Source organism: Haloprofundus marisrubri, from assembly GCF_001469955.1.
Lineage (GTDB): Archaea > Halobacteriota > Halobacteria > Halobacteriales > Haloferacaceae > Haloprofundus > Haloprofundus marisrubri.
Map to the genome: position 1 here is coordinate 20,794 of NZ_LOPU01000003.1, position 16,884 is coordinate 37,677.

The 16,884-nt window shown below is 61.1% G+C and carries 18 protein-coding genes, 2 pseudogenes and 1 riboswitch; of the genes and pseudogenes, 7 read left to right on the forward strand and 13 right to left on the reverse strand.

Annotated elements, in window-relative coordinates; genetic code table 11:
- The first annotated feature begins 8 nt into the window (after positions 1-8).
- The gene (locus tag AUR64_RS00585) at positions 9-203 is read left to right on the forward strand and encodes a DUF4177 domain-containing protein (RefSeq protein WP_058580012.1); all 195 of its coding nucleotides are present in this window, start codon (positions 9-11) and stop codon (positions 201-203) included.
- Between the two features lie 117 nt (positions 204-320).
- On the opposite strand, the gene AUR64_RS00590 is transcribed toward AUR64_RS00585, so the two are convergent.
- From AUR64_RS00590 to AUR64_RS00625, 8 genes are all read right to left on the reverse strand, one after another.
- A complete protein-coding gene (locus AUR64_RS00590) occupies positions 321-1,667 on the reverse strand; it encodes a cytochrome P450 (protein ID WP_082230500.1) in 1,347 nt (448 codons plus the stop codon).
- An 89-nt stretch (positions 1,668-1,756) separates the two neighbouring features.
- Complete coding sequence (gene crcB / locus AUR64_RS00595; RefSeq protein WP_155120400.1) at positions 1,757-2,119, reverse strand: fluoride efflux transporter CrcB; 363 nt, start codon at positions 2,117-2,119, stop codon at positions 1,757-1,759.
- A complete protein-coding gene (locus AUR64_RS00600) occupies positions 2,116-2,511 on the reverse strand; it encodes a CrcB family protein (RefSeq protein ID WP_058580014.1) in 396 nt (131 codons plus the stop codon). The genes crcB and AUR64_RS00600 overlap by 4 nt, the downstream gene beginning before the upstream one ends.
- Positions 2,512-2,520: 9 nt before the next feature.
- A riboswitch (Fluoride riboswitch) is annotated at positions 2,521-2,589 on the reverse strand.
- A 58-nt stretch (positions 2,590-2,647) separates the two neighbouring features.
- A complete protein-coding gene (locus tag AUR64_RS00605) occupies positions 2,648-3,646 on the reverse strand; it encodes a sulfite exporter TauE/SafE family protein (protein WP_205628346.1) in 999 nt (332 codons plus the stop codon).
- 2 nt (positions 3,647-3,648) lie between these two features.
- Positions 3,649-3,828: a DUF7512 family protein gene (locus AUR64_RS00610; protein WP_058580015.1), complete on the reverse strand. Its 180-nt coding sequence runs from the start codon at positions 3,826-3,828 to the stop codon at positions 3,649-3,651.
- A gap of 94 nt (positions 3,829-3,922) precedes the next feature.
- Positions 3,923-4,399, reverse strand: a complete 477-nt coding sequence (locus AUR64_RS00615; RefSeq protein WP_058580016.1) for a YeeE/YedE family protein — start codon at positions 4,397-4,399, stop codon at positions 3,923-3,925.
- Positions 4,396-4,893 carry a YeeE/YedE family protein gene (locus tag AUR64_RS00620; RefSeq protein WP_058580017.1) on the reverse strand — a complete coding sequence of 166 codons (498 nt, stop codon included), beginning with the start codon at positions 4,891-4,893 and terminating at the stop codon, positions 4,396-4,398. The genes AUR64_RS00615 and AUR64_RS00620 overlap by 4 nt, the downstream gene beginning before the upstream one ends.
- Before the next feature lie 25 nt (positions 4,894-4,918).
- Entirely contained in the window at positions 4,919-6,217 is a 1,299-nt protein-coding gene (locus AUR64_RS00625) for an MBL fold metallo-hydrolase (RefSeq protein ID WP_058580018.1), read from the reverse strand.
- A gap of 231 nt (positions 6,218-6,448) precedes the next feature.
- Between AUR64_RS00625 and AUR64_RS00630 the strand changes: the two genes are divergently transcribed.
- The 3 genes from AUR64_RS00630 to AUR64_RS00640 all read left to right on the forward strand — a co-directional run bounded on the left by AUR64_RS00630 (position 6,449) and on the right by AUR64_RS00640 (position 8,208).
- The gene (locus AUR64_RS00630; protein ID WP_058580019.1) at positions 6,449-6,694 is read left to right on the forward strand and encodes a sulfurtransferase TusA family protein; all 246 of its coding nucleotides are present in this window, start codon (positions 6,449-6,451) and stop codon (positions 6,692-6,694) included.
- 2 nt (positions 6,695-6,696) lie between these two features.
- Complete coding sequence (locus AUR64_RS00635) at positions 6,697-7,323, forward strand: DsrE/DsrF/DrsH-like family protein (protein ID WP_058580020.1); 627 nt, start codon at positions 6,697-6,699, stop codon at positions 7,321-7,323.
- Between the two features lie 222 nt (positions 7,324-7,545).
- Positions 7,546-8,208: a DUF2270 domain-containing protein gene (locus AUR64_RS00640; protein WP_240479555.1), complete on the forward strand. Its 663-nt coding sequence runs from the start codon at positions 7,546-7,548 to the stop codon at positions 8,206-8,208.
- A 122-nt stretch (positions 8,209-8,330) separates the two neighbouring features.
- On the opposite strand, the gene AUR64_RS00645 is transcribed toward AUR64_RS00640, so the two are convergent.
- Both AUR64_RS00645 and AUR64_RS00650 read right to left on the reverse strand, forming a co-directional pair.
- Complete coding sequence (locus tag AUR64_RS00645) at positions 8,331-9,665, reverse strand: hypothetical protein (RefSeq protein ID WP_058580021.1); 1,335 nt, start codon at positions 9,663-9,665, stop codon at positions 8,331-8,333.
- Positions 9,662-10,282: a hypothetical protein gene (locus tag AUR64_RS00650; protein WP_155120402.1), complete on the reverse strand. Its 621-nt coding sequence runs from the start codon at positions 10,280-10,282 to the stop codon at positions 9,662-9,664. The genes AUR64_RS00645 and AUR64_RS00650 overlap by 4 nt, the downstream gene beginning before the upstream one ends.
- Before the next feature lie 262 nt (positions 10,283-10,544).
- Between AUR64_RS00650 and AUR64_RS00655 the strand changes: the two genes are divergently transcribed.
- Positions 10,545-10,757, forward strand: a complete 213-nt coding sequence (locus AUR64_RS00655; RefSeq protein ID WP_058580023.1) for a hypothetical protein — start codon at positions 10,545-10,547, stop codon at positions 10,755-10,757.
- Between the two features lie 197 nt (positions 10,758-10,954).
- Entirely contained in the window at positions 10,955-13,090 is a 2,136-nt protein-coding gene (gene katG, locus AUR64_RS00660; RefSeq protein ID WP_058580024.1) for a catalase/peroxidase HPI, read from the forward strand.
- 92 nt (positions 13,091-13,182) lie between these two features.
- On the opposite strand, the gene AUR64_RS00665 is transcribed toward katG, so the two are convergent.
- The 3 genes and pseudogenes from AUR64_RS00665 to AUR64_RS19700 all read right to left on the reverse strand — a co-directional run.
- Positions 13,183-14,679: an aldehyde dehydrogenase gene (locus AUR64_RS00665; protein WP_058580025.1), complete on the reverse strand. Its 1,497-nt coding sequence runs from the start codon at positions 14,677-14,679 to the stop codon at positions 13,183-13,185.
- Positions 14,680-14,763: 84 nt separating this feature from the next.
- Positions 14,764-15,033: pseudogene (locus AUR64_RS21080) on the reverse strand (transposase); the annotation flags it as partial.
- Between the two features lie 2 nt (positions 15,034-15,035).
- Positions 15,036-15,241, reverse strand: a pseudogene (locus AUR64_RS19700) (IS5/IS1182 family transposase); the annotation flags it as partial.
- A gap of 281 nt (positions 15,242-15,522) precedes the next feature.
- Between AUR64_RS19700 and AUR64_RS00675 the strand changes: the two are divergent.
- A complete protein-coding gene (locus tag AUR64_RS00675) occupies positions 15,523-16,839 on the forward strand; it encodes an AI-2E family transporter (RefSeq protein WP_162265513.1) in 1,317 nt (438 codons plus the stop codon).
- Positions 16,840-16,884 lie beyond the last annotated feature (45 nt).

A 16,884-nucleotide genomic window follows, 5' to 3' on the forward strand; every position in this document is an offset into this window, starting at 1 on the left:
CTATCCGTATGAGTCGTAACGACGACGCTGGTCGCTTCGAGTACGAGAGTCTGCGCGTTCCGCGCGGGGCGACGAAAAAAGAGTCCGTGGACCCGAAAGAGGAGTTGAACGAGTACGCCGCCGACGGTTGGCGACTCGTTGAAACGGTCGAATACGTCGGCGGCGGCACGAAGTTTCTCATTCTCGAACGCCCCGTCGAGTGACTGGTCGAGTGGCTGAATAAGATGAACACACAGAGTGAACTTACTCAGTGAACTCGTCTGGTGAACACGACGTAGTCTCTGGGTTTTCTAAAAACCACGAGCAGTAAAGCGGTGGAGTCAGCGCTCGTGGGCGGTGACGATGATGTCCTCTTTCGGTCGCAGGGTTACCGTCGGAACGACCTCGATGTTGCGGTCGGAGACGAGTTCGAGGTGGGAGTTCTGGTACAGCATCGCTAGAATGAGTCGTGCCTCCAGCATCGCAAACCGGTCGCCGATACAGCGACGTGGACCGGCCGCAAACGGGAAGTACGCCAACCGCGGCAACGAGCGCTCGAACCCGCTCGTCCACCGCTCGGGGTCGAACGCCAGCGGGTCGTCGTACCAACGGGCGTCGCGGTGGACGACCCACTGATTCAGCATAATCTTTGACTGCGGCGGGATGTGGTAGCCGCCGAGGACGTCGGCGTCGACCGATTCGCGGACGATTTGCGGCACCGGGGGGTAGAGTCGCATCGACTCTTTGACTATCTGTTCGGTGTATGTCAGTTCCGGCAGGTCGGCCATCGTCGGCCGGTCACCGCCGAGTACCTCGTCGAGTTCTGCGGTGAGTTTCCGCTCGACTCGCGGGTGCTGTGAGAGCAAAAACGCGGTGTACGTCATCGAGACGGCGGTCGTCTCGTGACCCGCAGCCAGAAGCGTAATCGCTTCGTCTCGAATCTGTTTCTCGCTCAGTGGCTCTCCGTCGTCGTCGCGGGCCGCCAAGAGCATCGAGACTACGTCGTGTTCGCCGGGATTGCGCTTTTTCTGCTGGACGATGTCGTCGACGACGCGGTCCAGCGTCTCGCGGGCGTTCGTCATCCGCCGCCGAGAGGGAAGCGGCACGTCTTCGGGAAGCAGGAGATTTGGAAGGCTGGATGTCGCCGCGAGGAACCCATCGATGGCCGTCTCCACCTCGTCGACGTACTCGTCTATATCGACGCCGAACAGTGCCTTCGTGACGATGCGGAGCGTCAGTTCCATCATCTCCTCGTGAATCGAGAACGTCTCGCCGTCTTCCCACCCGTCGAGCATACTGCCTGTGAGGTCGGTCATCATCCCCGAGTACACTTGGATTCGTTCGGGATGAAACGACGGCTGAACGAGACGGCGGTTCCGTCGCCACTCCTCGCCCTCGCTGTTGAGGATGCCGTTGCCGGTCAGCGGACCCAGAATTTTCTGGAACTCGTCGCCTTTCTCGTAATTTTGGTTGTTGTGGACGAGGACACGTTCGATGTCCTCGGGGTGGTTGAGTTGGTAGACGTGGCCGGTCGGGTCTTCCCAGTGGACGACGTCGCCGTACTCCCGGGCCATCCGCTCGCTGAACGTCAGGCCGCCACGAATCGCGTCGATTGCCGACCCGACGACCGGTAAGCCGTTAGGACCGGGTGGAAGCTCGTCCGGCGCATGCTGTAACTCGGAGGTCATTATCAACTGCTCTGCGCGCGAACCTCTTCGGTCTTTGTCAACTGCGAAACCGCTCGAAAGAGTTTACAGTCCACCCGAGTCGCTCGGAATCACCCCACTATTCGAACGAGACCCCACGCGACGGCGAGTGCGAGTCCTGCACCGAGTAGGTTTAGCGTCGCGTTACCGACCGCCCGGAGACGGTCGCCTGTCTCCCAGAGTCGAACTGTCTGGACCGAGAACGACGAGAACGTGGTGAACGAGCCACAGACGCCGGTTCCGAGCAGCAACAGCGTCGTCGAGTCGACGCCGAGAAACGTAACGAAGCCGAGCAGAAACGTCCCGAGGACGTTGACGGTGAGTGTTCCCAACGGAAACTCGTCGACGTCGACGAGGTGGTCGACGTACTGCCGGAGGAGCGCGCCGACAGCGCCGCCGGTGCCGACGACGTGTGCAGGGTCGAACTCCATCACTGCGACCACCGTTTCTCGGCGAGGCGGGCGACGTACCGCCCGAGAAGCACGGCCGAAAAGCCGAGCGTGTAGTTCGCAACGACGTTTACGACCAGCCATAGCGGCGGTGCTTGCGCCGACTGGAGCGCGAACGTACTGTACGTGGTGAACGAGGAGAGAAAGCCTGTCGAAACGACGACACGCGTCTCCTTTGCGAGCAGCCCCGAGTACAGTCGCTCGTAGAGGACGAACCCGAGCGCGAAACTGCCGACGACGTTGACCGCGAGTGTACCGGCCAACCCCGGGAGAACGAGGGCGGCGAAGTATCGGAGATTCGACCCGGCGAAGCCGCCGATAGCGACGAGGGCGAGCGATTCGAGTCGAACGAGCGGATGGCGAGTGACCTCTGACATAGATGACGCTGACGAGAAGGAGTCATCAGCCGACGTGTTCGGCGGTTGGGTGGGGCAGACTCCATTGCCCGAGTGATAGCAGGAGTCGCGTTCGACGTGATAAATAGCTGTTGGAGCGGCCGATGTGCTGTCGAACTCAGGACGTTGTCAAGCGACACCACGTTCCCGATTTGTTGCCTCGCAGGCGGCAGACGGCCGCGAGCACGACTGCGCCGCTGACGAGGATGGCCGCACCGAAGATGAGCACGATACTCACCGTGTTCAACACTTCGAGACCGTAGGCGGAACCCAGTTCCTTCGACGCGACGGCGACGCTCCCAGCGAGCAGCATCGCCGCGAAGTAGCCTTTGATAGCGTCCTCGTCGACGAGTTTGGTCGCTCCTGCGCCGATGCGAGCGCCGAGTGCGCTCCCGGCGAGCAACGCGGCGACGACAGGCAGCGAGACCGCACCGAGTTGTGCGTAGCGGAACGCCCCGAACGCACCCGAGATGGTGATTTGGAGGATGTCGGTTCCGACGGCGATAGCGGCCGGAACCCCCAGACCGTACATCATCGCGGGCATCAAGAGGAACCCGCCGCCGACGCCGAGAAAGCCGGAGAGCACGCCGATGACGAGGCCGATTGCGAAGATGATGCTGGCGGAGACGCGGACGTCGCCGCGCAACGTTACCATCGGTGGGATTTCCAGCGACTGCACGCGGTCGGCGAGCGTTCGGCCGTCGCTTTGGGCTTCATCGGACTGCCTCGCGTCGTGAAGCGTGAACACCCCGACTGCGGCGAGCAGACCGACGTACGCGACGCTGATTATGAGGTCGGCCATTCCAGTCGAGTCCAAGAAGAACACGACGCGCTTGCCGGCCTCGATGCCGATGGTCATGGCGACGGTCATGATGACCGCGAGTTTGTAGTCGACCTGTCCGTGGTCGCGGTGGCGAAGCGCCCCGATGACGCTCGTCCCGAAGACGAACGCCAGTCCGCTCCCGACGGCGACTGTCGAGGGATAGCCCATCACCAAAAGCGCCGGCGTCACGAGAAACGACCCGCCCATCCCGAAAAAGCCGAACAGGATGCCGATGAGGAGACCGAACCCGACGAACAGGACGACCAACAGGAGACTCAGTCCGAGAACCTCCATCGTCACTCACCGCCCGTCGTGTCGGACCCTATTGTGTCGGCTCCTATCGTGTCGAGAACCGTTGCGCCGACAGCGCTTGCGAGGACTCCGTACCCGACGTACAGTGCGACTGCCTCTCCGAGGACGAGGCCGACTGTCGTTATCGCATCCATCGACCCGCCGAACAACTCGAATCCTACCATTTTCTGTATTGGCCTTTTGTATTGCTTTGTCGTTCAATTACTACACAATATTCGTCGTGTGAACCCCCAGTGCGTCTATCTGAGAACATGGAGATTAGTCGCTCGTTACCGACTCTGCGGAGTCAGTTCCGTCGGCACGAGTCGACCGAGCGAACCCCTGTGCGTACGCGCCGAGGAACATCCCGAGAATCGCCCACAGGATGGTGACGTTTCCGAGGCCGACGCTGGCGTAGGCGGCACCCGGGCAGATACCCGAGAGTCCCCAGCCGACACCGAAGATGACCCCACCGACGGGGACGTTTCGGTCCATCGTTTTCAGCCGACGGGTGTAGCCACGTCCGGTGAGCGGCGCGCGGTCGAGATACCGCGTGGCGACGAAGAACGTCAGTCCCGAGACGACGGCCGCACCGCCCATCACGAACACGAGGCCGAAGTCCTCGAACTGGAGGAAGTCCAGTACGATTTCGGGCTTCGCCATCTGGCTGAGGCCGAGGCCGAACCCGAACACCAACCCGCCGAGGAGGATGACGAGGCTGAACGCGAGTCCGCGCTCGTCGTCGCTGGCGCTCATGGCGTCACCCCCAGTGCCGCGACGACCTGTGCCGTGCCGATAGCGATGGCCATGAACGTCGCAACGTTCACGAACGACGTCTCCGAGAGTGAGCCGATGCCACAGACACCGTGGCCGGAGGTACAGCCTTTCCCGACACGCGTGCCGACGCCGACGAGGAAGCCGCCGCCGAGCAGACGCCACCACTGAACCTCGGTCGTCCAGCCGAACTCACCGAAAGCCAGCGCGTAGACGGCGGCACCGCCGACGATGCCGACTGTGAACAGGACGCGCCAGTCTCGGGACGCGACGTACTTCGCCTGATTGAACCGTGAGAGGTCCGAGACGTACGAGAGCGTCGTTTCGAGAAACGTGCTCGCGCCCGCAATGATACCGGTACTGAGGTAAATCACGGCGACGCCGAGGCCGATGAACAGCCCTCCGGCGGCGTAGTGTGCGACGCCTTCCGGAAACAGGCCAGCGAACGCGACCAGTGGAAATGTCGTCAAAGTCATTGTCTCTTGTAGATGTTCCCCGTGGTTAGTCGCTCGTCATCGCGTCACTGCTTGCAGCGCAGTTGTTCGGCCCGAGTTCCAACTCGAACGCTTCCTCGTCGTCGGTCACCAGACGGCCGAGATTCGTGCCGATAATCTCCTCGTAGTTTGCGGGCCGCGGCGGCATATCCGAGAGGATGAACTCGACGAACGAGTCCCGGTCCATCGACAGCGCGTCCATCCGTGAACCGAGGTCACCGAGTCGTGCGGCGTACGTCCCGTCATCGCGCGGGGTCGCCGCGTCGCTGAAGTGCGCCGGGGCGACCAGCACGTCGTCGGGAAGGGAGAGAATCTTCGACTGCAGCGTTTCGTAGAGTTCTTCGGCTGCGGTCCGAGCTTCCTCGTCGTCTGCGCCTTCGAGGTCCACTCCGGCGGCAGTTCCGGTGCCGCCTTCGAGGTCCACTCCAGCGGCAGTCTCGGTGCCGCCTTCGAGGTCCACTCCAGCGGCAGTCTCGGTGCCGCCTTCGAGGTCGGGCCGCGCGACGCTTTCGGTGAACAGTCCGTCACCGGTGAGAAGCACCGCGTCGTCGACGAGATAGCTCGTCATTCCGGAGGTGTGTCCGGGCGTGTGGAGCACGTCGACGTCGATATCGCCGACCGAGAGCGTGTCGCCGTCTTCGACCGTTCGATAGTCGATGTCGTACTCGACGCCACGTGCGACTGCCGGTTCGGGGAGGACGATTTCCGCACCTGTCTCGACGGCGAGTTCGCGGACGCCGCTGACGTGGTCGGCGTGGACGTGCGTATCGACAGCGTACACGATGTCGGCACCCAATGCCCGCGCGTCCTGTACGTACTCGTCGACGAACGCGCGGAGTGGGTCGACGACGGCTGCCTCGCCGTCACTGACGACCATGTACGCCATACAACCGCTGGAGGGCCGCTGGTACTGTGCCACTGTCGCATCGGTGTCGGCGTCGAGTTCGCGGTATTCGTACACGCGCGCCCAGCCTTTCATCCCCCGTTCGAGGTTCGCGGCGTCGAGGCCCTCGTCGGCCAGTAGGCCGGCGACGTACTCGCTGGAACCGCCTTTCGCACAGACGACGACCGTGGGGTCACCCTCGGGAATGCGCTCCAGTTGTTCCTCGCCGATGCCATCGAGCAACTCGAAGTAGGGAATGTTGACGACGTCGACGCTCTCGCCGTCGATGCTCCACTCCTCGAACTCGCTCTCTGCGCGCACGTCGAGGAGTTTGACTGGTTCGCCGTCGTCGATGCGCTGCTTCAGCGTCTCGGGAGTGACCGATTCGACCTCGGTGTCCGAGTCGGGAAATGCGTCGTTCATCTGTACGCTTCGATACCGGGCCATCGCACATAAGAGTTTGCATGGTAGTTCACAATAACTGCAAGACTACCACCCGTGTCAGATGCCAAAAAGTCCGTCTTAGGCGCACAAGGTGGTTCTGGATGCGTATATGCGCTATTGTAATTGTGCGCTTGACCCAATAACCGACACACTTTTTACGTGCTACCCAGTATTGTGTGCCAAGCCCAATACAGAACGGGCAGAGATACAATGAGTACGGAATACACTGTCACCGAGACGCTCGACGTGAAAGGCGAATCGTGTCCGATGCCGGTCGTAAAGACGAAAGGAGCCATCGATGGACTGTCGGACGACGAAGTGCTGGAAGTCATCGCAACCGACTCCGGCAGCATGAGCGACATCGCAGGCTGGGCCGAAGCGACCAGCGGCGTCGAACTCCTCGACCAGCAAGACGAGGGCGACGTGTTCAAACACTACGTGCGCAAGACCCAGTGAGTATGAGTACGGACACATCCGACAGTCCCGAGACGGCCGACGGGTCCGAGGCGAAGAGCCCTATCGACGCCGTTGACGCTCCCGAAGACGTGACGGCGGCCGAACTCGCCGCCGAAGTCGAGGAACTGCGCGAAGAACTCGCAGAACTGCAAGCGGCGGTCGGAGACGACCAGAAGTCGATGGTTATCGTGTCGACGAAGGGGACGCTCGACATGGCCTACCCGCCGCTCATCCTCGCATCGACGGCCGCTGCCTTCGGCTGGGACGTCACCGTCTTCCACACGTTCTGGGGACTCGACATCCTCCACGAGGAGAAATCGAAGAACCTCAAACTCTCGGCAGTCGGCAACCCGAGCATGCCGATGCCGAACGCCATCGCGTCGCTTCCCGGCATGGACTCGATGGCGACGAAGATGATGAACAAGCGTATCGCCGACAACGGAACGGCGACCATCGAGGAACTCATCGAGGTGTCGCTCGACCAAGGGGTCGACCTGCAGGCGTGTCAGATGACAATCGACCTGATGGACTACGACGAAAACGACTTCCACGACGGCGTCACGACTGGCGTCGGCGCGGCGACGGCTCTCCAGCGGATGGCCGACGCGGACGTTCAGTTGCTCGTCTAGCGCGCAGGAACAGTATCGAACCCTCCACCACGACGATGCCACACGGCCAGTTGGCGAGAAACGAACGCGGAAACCGAACCGAGAGACGACCATTTTCGTCTCGACCCCGAGAGACAGCATATGAGTGATTCAGGAACGAACACGGAGGCCGGGTCCGACCACCGCAGGGACGGTCACGACTGCGACGAGTCGTTCGACGCGGTGAGCGAGGACGCGCGAACGATGGGGAGAGGCTTCTTCGAGGAGTCGAGCGCACCCGGGTCGGCGATGGCGCATCTCTACCGCGGGGAGATTCACCGGATGAAACTCTGGCGCGAGCGACTCGACCGGACCTCGAACTGGGCGGTGACGCTCATCGCCGCGATTCTCACCTACGCGTTCTCCGGGGCGAGTCGGCCCCACCCAGTCATTCTCGTCGGCGTCGTGATGGTGACGGTGTTTCTCGTCATCGAAGCCCGACGATACCGCGGCTACGACATGTGGCGCTCCCGGGTGCGGATGCTCCAGCGAAACGTGTTCGCGTACTCGCTCGACCCTTCGCAGGGTATCGAAGACCCAGATTGGCGGCCACGGCTCTCGAAGGACTATCGCGAACCTCGGACGAAAATCTCCTACGAGGAGGCCATCGCGCACCGTCTGCGCCGGGTGTATCTTCCGCTTTTCACCGTGCTACTCGCTGCGTGGCTGTTCCGGACCGTCGTCACGCCCGGAACGCAACCGTGGCCCGCGAGTGCGTCGATAGGGATGATGTCAGGCATGCTCGTCACCGGCGTCGTTGCGACGTTCTACCTCGTCTTGGTCGCTATCACGTTCCGCCCTCGCGTCTGGCAGGCGACCGGTGAACTGCGGCGAAGCGACGTCGGTGCATGGGACGATATCGAGTGAGCGACACGTGGTGTTGGGTACTCCACGTCTTCGATACGTGCCAGGTCACCGGTAGACCGGGACCGGAAATAGAACCAGAACTGAAGACCGACACCGACACGTCGACCGGACGGGAAACCGAGTCAGGACTCACGAAGCGCTGCTGCGACCGTCGCGCTCACTTTGGGAAGGGCCCGGTAGAGCGATGTTGCGACGACGTACTCCGAGGCGTCACGTCGAAGCCCCGAAACCGGAATCGTCCCGGAGCGACCCTCGAAATGCTTGTCGCCCCACCGGATGTAGCTCACGTACCGGGGCAGAAAGTACCGAACCAACGCCTCGTTCTGAGTCGTCTCCCGAGCGGCCTCGATAGCGTTCACGGCGTTTTGCCGGACCGACCGCAGGTCGGACGCTGAGGAGACATCTACGTCGTCGCCGTTCTCGATGCGACGACGAAGTTGCTCGAATCCGCGAATCGAGAGCAGTGCCCCGAACAAATCGAGAACGTCGAGTGAGACGTTTGCGACCGATTCGTTCTCCTCACTCTGTGTCCTTTCGAGAGCACGAGCCTCTCGTGTTGTCTCCTCGTAGAGGGAGTGAAGCCCCCAGACGCCGGCCGTTTCGTCGACAGTCCGGTCGACGAGTGCAGTCGGTGACTCGTCGTCGCTTCGGTCCGGCAGCGACCCACGACGTCGTTTCACTCGGCCGATCAGTCCCTGTTTCGTCTCCTCGAACCTCGAGCGAAGATTGCGTTCGCTGTCGATATCGTTGCGAAGTCGCTCGAAAAGATAGCTGGCGAGGGTCAGATGGGTTCGGGCACGTTCGAGGTCACTCGCCATCTCGCCAGCCACGAACGGACCAGTGTCGTTCGACGGGTAGTCACGACTTTCGAAGGTGGCCCAGTTTCGAGCCGCCTGAAGCGAGCGCTCGATTTCGCCGTGAACGCGGAGTGCTCTCACCGGGTCGTCACCGAGATACGACCATCGGGAGACGAACGCGTCTACAGCCTCTCGAACCGACCGCGCGTCGTCTCGAACCCCGTCGGTGGTGAATTCCGTGTCGATGGTTCGCCACGCAGCAGAGAGTTCGCGTGCGCCCACTCGAGCCCGTTGTGCGCGTTGGAGGCGCTCGAAAGGCGTCGCTCCGTCGGAGACAGCACGGAGACGCTCGTCGACGACCTCGGCGAGCCTGTTCATCCGTTCTCTGATGGCTTCATTCGGGATTTCGTCGCTGTCGAGCGGCGCAGGCACTTCGTTCCGTAGCTGTCGAGCCTCCTCGACGTGGCCGGCGACGAACGACGCCTCGATGGACACTGGAACTGTCTGGGGCACGGTCGGTACTGTCTGCTCGACAATCGGTTGAAGTCGGCTGGCTTCGACTTCCTCTGGGCCGATACCGGGAACTCGGCCGGCGCAACCGGTGAGCGACATCCCCGCGAGCAACGAGAGCGCTTCCCGACGACGAAACTGCGGTTTCATTCTTCCTCCTCAGGGTTCTCGGGAGTAGTAGGCGGGCGGCAGGGTCCGCTCTGTGTGCGTGACCCGTGGCTTCGGAGTTCGTCTACGTCGAAGACGACGGGTAGACGAACGAGTTGGGCGACGACGTCATACGCATCCGTCTCGCAGGCGATGTCGGCGTCACGATACCCCCTCGAGTACGCCGTCTCGATGGACGACTCGGTCCATCGAACCCAACAGAGCTGTTGCTCGTAGCACTCTCGGATTGGGTGTTGTTCAACGTAGAGCGTCTCCGAGTCGAAATCGGTCTCTTCGAGGAACTGTTCGGCACGCTCGACGCCTTCGACCGCTGCGAATTCGAGCGACGCGGCAGTTTCGGTGTCCGTGACCAATATCGGCGCCCAACTGTCGTTTGCCGGTTGGCCGTCAGTCGTCTCCGGGCCGCTTTCGATGAGAGCGGGAGCGACGTCCGGGTTCCGGAGACGCACCGCCGGGAGGTCGGTGGCTGCGCCGTCTCTGGGGTTTCTCGGAGTGGGCGTCGGCGACGACTGCGACCGAGACTGAGTTCCACATCCGGAGACGACGCCAAGTGCGCCAACTACCGAGTGCAGAGCGTGACGTCGGGTGAAGGAGGGCATCGTATCGAACCTGTTCGTGTACAGTAACAAATATGCACCGAGAACTATTCCGGTCGTTGACAGCTCCGGAGTCGTGATTCGGATACCGAGTCAGCGACGAGTCGGACGCCGTGGAGCAACACCCGGCCGTTAGACCCGATGTGGCAACAGTCCGATTTCGAACGTCAAGAGGAGAACGACACTCAGGGGACGAGTACCGTCGTATACAGTTGTTCGTTTATCACCCGAAAAGCCAAGACAGACCTCCACTGAGATGTAGCCGATGCGGAACCCCGAAACTCCACTCACGCACATCGAACAGGAGGCTTACACTCGCATCCGACAACTCGCCGAATACACCGACGGCGTGCTCTCACCGACCGACGCTCTCGCAGCAATCTGTGCGGCGGGCAACACACATCCGGACGAAATCCTCGAACGTCTCATCCTCAAAGGGTATGTGTATGGCGTGGAGAACACCATTCGGCTCACCTGACATAGATCGCTGTCGACATCGAGGTCAGTAAACGATGAGTTGTTACAGGTCGGATTCTCTCCAACTTCGTCAGGCGCAGCGTTGCACCAGTTCGACACTGACAAAAGTTCATAAACACAGTACTCTTCTTCCGCTGTACCGAAGGAATCCTTTCCGGATAGACAATCTTAACAGGCGAAAGCAGTAACACCCTGTTGATGACGAAGTCCAACAAGGACTGGTGGCCGGAACAGTTGAGTCTGGATATTCTCGACCAGAACGGGTCCCAAGCGAACCCGATGGACGAGGAGTTCGACTACGCCGAGGAGTTCGAGTCGCTGGACCTAGACGAGGTGAAAGCGGACATCGAAGACGTGCTGACCACCTCGCAGGACTGGTGGCCGGCCGACTACGGCCACTACGGACCGCTGATGATTCGGATGGCGTGGCACAGCGCCGGTACGTACCGTGTCACCGACGGCCGCGGCGGCGCATCCCGCGGTGGACAGCGCTTCGCGCCGCTCAACAGTTGGCCCGACAACGCGAACCTCGACAAGGCACGCCGCCTGCTCTGGCCGGTCAAACAGAAGTACGGCCAGAAACTCTCGTGGGCTGACCTGCTGGTGCTGACCGGTAACGTCGCCTTGGAGTCGATGGGCTTCGAGACGTTCGGCTTCGGCGGTGGGCGTGAGGACACCTACGAACCTGACGAGGCCGTCTGGTGGGGCCCCGAGAACGAGATGGAGGCGTCCGACCGCTTCGAGGACGGACAGCTCGAGGAGCCGCTCGGTGCGTCCGTCATGGGCCTCATCTACGTGAACCCCGAGGGACCGGACGGACAGCCCGACCCGATGGGCTCTGCGGACAACATCCGACAGACGTTCAGCCGAATGGCGATGAACGACAAGGAGACGGCCGCGCTCATCGCCGGCGGCCACACGTTCGGGAAAGTCCACGGCGCAGACGACCCCGAGAATCTCGGCCCCGAACCCGAGGCCGCCCCCATAGAAGCGCAGGGCTTCGGCTGGGACAGCGACCACGAGTCCGGCAAAGGTGCCGACACCATCACGAGCGGTATCGAAGGACCGTGGACGGACGCGCCCGTCCAGTGGGACATGGGCTACGTCGACAACCTGCTCAACCACGAGTGGGAACCGGAGAAAGGCCCCGGCGGTGCGTGGCAGTGGAAACCGACGGAGGAAGCACTCGAAGACACCGTCCCCGACGCGCACAACCCGGCGGAGAAGCGCACGCCGATGATGCTGACCACGGACATCGCGCTGAAGCGTGACCCCGACTACCGTCAGGTCATGGAGGAGTTCCAAGAGAACCCCAAGGAATTCCAAGACGCCTTCGCAAAGGCGTGGTACAAACTCATCCACCGTGACATGGGTCCGCCGTCGCGGTTCCTCGGTCCGGAAGTTCCGGACGAGGAGATGCTGTGGCAGGACCCCATCCCGGACGCTGACTACGAAATTATCGGCGAGGAAGAGGTTGCCACACTCGAAGAGAAGATTCTCGACTCGGAACTCTCCGTCCCCGAACTGGTCCGAACCGCGTGGGCGTCGGCGTCGACGTACCGCGACAGCGACAAGCGCGGCGGCGCGAACGGCGCGCGCATCCGACTCCGCCCGCAGCGTGACTGGGAAGTCAACGAGCCTGCGGAACTGACGGACGTCTTGGAGACGTACGAAGAGATTCAGGAGGAGTTCAACAGTTCGCAGTCCGACGGGACGAAAGTCTCGCTCGCCGACCTCATCGTGCTGGGCGGCAACGTCGGCGTCGAACAGGCGGCGAAGGACGCCGGCTACGACGTGGACGTTCCGTTCGAGCCGGGTCGAACCGACGCCTCTCAGGAGCAGACCGACGTCGACTCCTTCGAGGCACTCGAACCCGACGCGGACGGCTTCCGCAACTACCAGAAGGAAGGTCACGACCGACCGGCCGAAGAGGCGCTCGTCGACAAGGCGCACCTGCTCGACCTGACGGCACCGGAGATGACGGTTCTGGTCGGCGGGATGCGAGCACTGGACGCGAACTACCAGCAGTCCGACCTCGGCGTTCTCACCGACAGTCCGGGGACGCTGACCAACGACTTCTTCGTGAACCTACTCGGCATGGAGACGGAGTGGGAACCGGTCACGAAAGCGAGCAACCTGTTCGAGGGCCGCGACCGTGAGACCGGCGAAATCAAGTGGAAGGCCAGCCGTGCGGACCTCATCTTCGGGTCGCACTCGCGGCTTCGCGCTCTCGCCGAAGTGTACGGCAGCGCGGACGCAGAGGAGAAGTTCGTCAACGACTTCGTCGAGACGTGGCACAAAGTGATGACGCTCGACCGCTTCGACCTCGAATAAGTCGAGGTCTCGCGGAACCTTTTTTGACTCGGTAGCTGGGTCGGCAGTTTCGCTGTTGGAAGTGTGAGTCGACGAGTGCGCCAGTCGTCGTCTCAACCCAACTTGAACGGGTCGTCGACGTTTCCGGACAGGTCCATCCAGACCGTCTTCGTCTGCCGATACTCCTCGATACCCTCCGCGCCGTTCTCCCGGCCGAGTCCGCTGTCCTTGTACCCGCCGAACGGGGCGTTGTACGACAGCGTCCGGTACTCGTTCACCCAGACGGTTCCGGCCTCGACGGCGTCGGCGAATCGGTGCGCCTGACGCATGTCCTCGGTCCAGACGCCGGCGGCCAGTCCGAACTGCGTCTCGTTTGCGAGGTCGAGCACCTCCTGTTCGCTTCCGAACGTGAGAACGCTCGCCACGGGGCCGAATATCTCCTCTTGGGCGACGGTCATTCCGTTGTCGACGTCGGTGAGAATCGTCGGCCGGAGGAAACATTCTCCCGGTAGTTCGTCCGGTTGCTCGCCGCCGAATTGTAGCGTCGCTCCTTCCTTGACGCCCGTCTCGATGTACGACATGTCGGTTTCCCACTGGTCGCGGAACGCGACCGGACCCATCTCCGTCTCCGGGTCCATCGGGTCGCCCAACTCGATGTCGGCCGCTCGCTCGATGAATCGGTCGACGAACTCCTCGGCGATATCCTCGTGGACGAACACGCGCGACCCCGCCAGACAGGTTTGGCCGGTCGCCGCGAAGATTCCCTTGATGACGCCGTTGATGGCGTTGTCGAGGCTCGCACTGGGGAAGACGACGTTCGGACTTTTCCCGCCGAGTTCCAACGACGCCGGGATGAGCGACTCCCCGGCGTCCGCACCGATTTCCCGACCGACGCTCGTGCTTCCGGTGAACGCGACCTTGTCGACATCGTCGTGGTTGACGAGTGCGTCACCTGCGGTGCTTCCGCTGCCCGTGACGACGTTGTAGACTCCCGCCGGGAGGCCGCCTTCCTCGTGCAGTATCTCTGCGAATCGGAGTGCGCTCACCGGCGTGTACGAACTCGGTTTGTGGACGAACGTGCAACCGGCCGCGAGTGCGGGTGCGAGTTTGAACGTCGTCAGAAGTAGCGGCGAGTTCCACGGCGTAACCGCGCCGACGACGCCTCGCGGTTCCTCCGTGACGTAGGTGAAAAACTGCCCATCTTTGTTCTCCACGGGGATGGTTCGCCCCTCTTCGGTTCGGCAGTGACTCGCGTAGTAGCGGAACCACTCGCCGAGTCCGCCCATCTGCGAACTCATCTCACGAATCAACTTGCCGTTCTGTTTCGTCTCCAGTTCGGCGAGTTCCTCTGCGTGGTCGTCGATAGCGTCGGCGACGTCGTGGAGTATCGACGCTCGCTCGCTGGCGGCGAGGTCACCCCACCCGTCGGATTCGAACGCGTCCCGCGCCGACGAGACGGCCCGGTCGATATCGTCGGGTGTACTCGCTGGGACGGTCGCCCAAACGCTTCCGTCGTACGGGTACTCGACGTCGATACGTTCCTCGGAGCCGTGGGACTGAACGAACTGCCCGTCGACGAACAGGTCGTAGTCCGTGACACGTTCTGTCATGGACCCCGGGAAACTACTGGTCGATATGCAATAGATGTTGGGCTGGTAGCCACAGTTTCGGAGGATACGCTATTTTCGCGTACTTTCGGTACTGGTGACTCGCTTCGGAATGAGATAATTCACGTTGGGGTTCGACAGCGTCTGGAACGCATCCATCGAGTCGAACTCCCGGTCACACAGCACCATCTCGATAGGAACGAGTTCTTTTGCCCGCCGTACGAGTCGACGAACGACTCGGTGAATTCGGTTCGACGGGTTGTCGCCCCACGGTGAACTCTCTCGTACAGGCTCAATAGCCAGTAAGAATGGAGCGTTCTGCCCGATAATCGAGAGCGTCGCGTATTTGAACGCCCGTTCGTGTAGTGTTTCGAGGCGTGGTTCCGGTCGAATCCGGAGGCGTCGACCCGACGACACCGTTAGTCGGGAGCAGTCCGACCGAGAGGTTGAACGGGACGTGCTAGACTGCCATATCGTGCCAGTCGAACGCTTTGCACAACGTTGAGGGTGACGGGAGTGCGTCCAGATTGACGGCTTTCCGAATGCGGGGCATCTCGATGAGTTCTTTGTACGAACACTGACTGCTGGCAACGTTTAGACTGGTCAGGACAGTCGGTCTGCAACTTGTGGTACATCGAATCACTCAACACCTCAGACCAGATGGAACTCTGGCAAAGAGACTACCGAGGAAAGTGGCTTATCATCAGCATACGAATTTACAAACTGATATGACCGGTGTCCGTCGAAGTCAAGATAGCTCGGACGCTAAGGACGTTCGTCGTGCGACACAACGTGTCACCCTTCACGTGTTAAAGACAAACTCCTGCAATGGAGGGGCGGTTTCCAGTGGCAGATGACAGTTCGACGACTGCGCGAGAATCGAGCAAGGGAAACATTGACCGCCGTCCTACAGACGGTATAGACCGCTTGTCGAAGGGAGTGTTGGGTGTCGAATTTCGGCGAGACCGCATCGGACTGTGGGTGATTGCTGGGCTCTTTCTGTTGACGTTGACGTACGTGATGTGGCGCTACGTCGAAACGTTCGTACTTGGTGTATTTCTCTACTACATCACCCGACCGGTATTCAGAAGAGTTCACCGACGAATCGAATCTCGCACGCTTGCGGTCGTTGTGACGCTTTTGTCCGCCGCTCTTCCCGTACTGATTCTCGTTATGTGGACCCTCGCTGTCGTGAGTCAGTCTCTCTCGGACGTTCTCGGTAGTGGCTTCGGCGGTCCATTCGTGGAAGTCGTCGAACCCTCCGCTGAACTCGCGTCACTCTGGACGGATGTGGTCCAAGCGATCGAGAATATACTCCGAAATCCGAGCCAGTTCGCAGACCTACAATTGGGTGCTGCAATAACGGAGGGACTGACTGCCGTGTTTGGAGCGCTCGCGGAGGCTGTCAATCTCGGGGTATTTCTGTTCGCTGCCCTCATCATCGTGTTCTACCTCCTGAGAGACGATTATCGAATTGCCAACTGGACGCGAAACATGTTCTCGCCCCCAGAGAGCGTCCTCGAACACTACTTTCGCACGGTCGACGAAGATATGGAGAGCATCTACTTCGGGAACATCCTCAACGCACTGTTCACGAGTTTCTTGGCTATCGTTACGTACCTATCACTCAACCTCGTCGCACCGCAGGGAGTCGGCATTCCCGCGCCAGGACTGGTCGGTCTTTTAGTCGGTGTTGCGAGTCTTATTCCACTCGTCGGAATCAAACTGATAACAGCACCCATTGCGCTCTATCTCTTCGCTCGCTCTGTGTTGGTCTCCCAAGAGACAGTGTGGTTTCCGGTCTTATTTCTCGTCGTTTCGTCCGTCGTCGTCGACTACATTCCGGATCAACTGCTCCGACCGTACGTGAGCGGGCGGTCGCTTCACGTGGGTGCAGTCATGCTTGCCTACACGTTCGGTCCGCTCCTGTTCGGTTGGTACGGTATCTTCTTGGGACCACTGCTACTGACTGTTATCTTTGAGTTCGCACGAATTATTGTTCCGTGGTTGATAGACTCAGATTCCACCGACGGACTTGCTGTACACTCCCCGGCCGAAGAGACACTGCTAGAACAACCTCTTGGTGGGGAAAGTGACATCTCTCCGACCGATACTGACGTGAACCCCTCAGGTCCGTCAGACGACGAAGACCTGGGCAACTAATCAAAGAATTTCTCGATCTAACTGGCTCGATTGCACGGTTCGACG